1 protein-coding gene and 1 pseudogene are annotated in these 1,253 nt (G+C 69.4%); both read right to left on the reverse strand.

Annotated features, from left to right (window positions below; translation table 11 throughout):
* Nucleotides 1-19 precede the first annotated feature (19 nt).
* Nucleotides 20-310 (reverse strand): annotated as a pseudogene (locus tag ABZ281_RS49820) (MarR family transcriptional regulator); the annotation flags it as partial.
* Nucleotides 307-876, reverse strand: a complete 570-nt coding sequence (locus ABZ281_RS49825) for an isochorismatase family cysteine hydrolase (protein ID WP_356665507.1) — start codon at nucleotides 874-876, stop codon at nucleotides 307-309. The gene ABZ281_RS49825 and the pseudogene ABZ281_RS49820, both read right to left, overlap by 4 nt.
* Between the last annotated feature and the right edge of the window lie 377 nt (nucleotides 877-1,253).

The raw sequence follows: 1,253 nt of genomic DNA on the forward strand, positions 1-1,253 counted from the left end.
ATCAACTGCACCCTCAAAGCGCCCGCTCCTGCCGCCCGGCCTCGGTCAGCGGTACGGTGCGGACCCGCCGGTCGCCGGGGTGGGGTGCGACGGTGACGAGGCCGTCCCGCTCGAGCGCCCGCAGCAACCGGCTCACGTAGCCGGAGTCGAGACCGAGCCGCTCCCGTACGCCGCGGACGTCGCGCGTGCCGCCGTCACCGATCTGCCCGAGCAGCCGCGCCTGGCCGTAGGGACGCGCACCGCCGAGATAGTGCTCGTGCAGTACCGCCACCCGCTCGGCGACCGTCCGGTTGAAGCGCCGTACCCTCAGGTCTCGGGAGACGCGAAGTCGGTCTCGTTCGCCTCGATGATCCGGGCGCCCATGTTGCGCTCCATCATCTCCAGGGCCGCGGACGCCAGGTGGGGGTGGATGGAGGCGACGGCGTCCCTCGGCACCGTCACCTCCAGGTGGCGAATGTGCGCGTCCAGAGCGGAGTAGAGGACGCACTGCTCGGTGACCTGGCCGGTCAGGACCACGTGGCCGACGCTCAGGCTCCACAGGAGGTAGGACAGGGGCGTCTCGAAGAAGACCGAGTGGCGGGCCTTCATGACGAAGAGTGACCGGTCGTCGGGCCGGATCGGCTCGATCAGGTGGGCGTGCCGCTGGGACAGGGCCGCGTCCAGCAGCTCTCCGTGATGCGAACGCCACACCCCGAAATTGTCGTTCACGTAGATCACGGGGACGTCCGCCTCCCGGGCCCGGCCGAGCAACTCGGTCAGGACCGGCACGACCTGCTCCACGGACGGCACGAGGAGCTCGGCGTCCTCGTGGTCGTAGGTGTTGATCATGTCGATCACGATCAGAGCCGACCGCCCCGGGTCTGCGCCTCGCTCCATGCCTCCGCCCTTCCGTTCGTGCTGTCGCTCAGGGGATGCGGGGGCGTTCTGGTCGCGGAGGAAGTCGGAGCATCGGATCTCCCGAGTGGTGCGTGGGGTGCGGGTTCCGGGAATGTACAGCTGAGTACCCGGCGGTGCCGCGGGCCTAACAACCTGCGCCGACGATGTCGTCAGTCCGTGATGACGGCGTCGCGGTGGATCCACTCGGGGTCGCGGGCCGCCTTGTAGAGTCACCGCCGAGGGGGAGCGGATGCTGCGCGTCATGCACCCGCAATCGTCGTACGACATCCGGTTCGGTGCCGTACGGACCTAGTGCCTGCCGCGGCACCAGAAGGCCGATTCACGGCAGGGAGAGGGGGCGATGCGGGCCGGTGTAC

It is taken from the genome of Streptomyces sp. NPDC006265, from assembly GCF_040613555.1.
Taxonomy (GTDB): Bacteria; Actinomycetota; Actinomycetes; order Streptomycetales; family Streptomycetaceae; genus Streptomyces.

What these genes read in the sequence shown, in the direction of transcription:
- ABZ281_RS49825 (WP_356665507.1), bottom strand. Translation starts at nt 876, where the DNA reads ATGGAGCGAGGCGCAGACCCGGGGCGGTCGGCTCTGATCGTGATCGAC.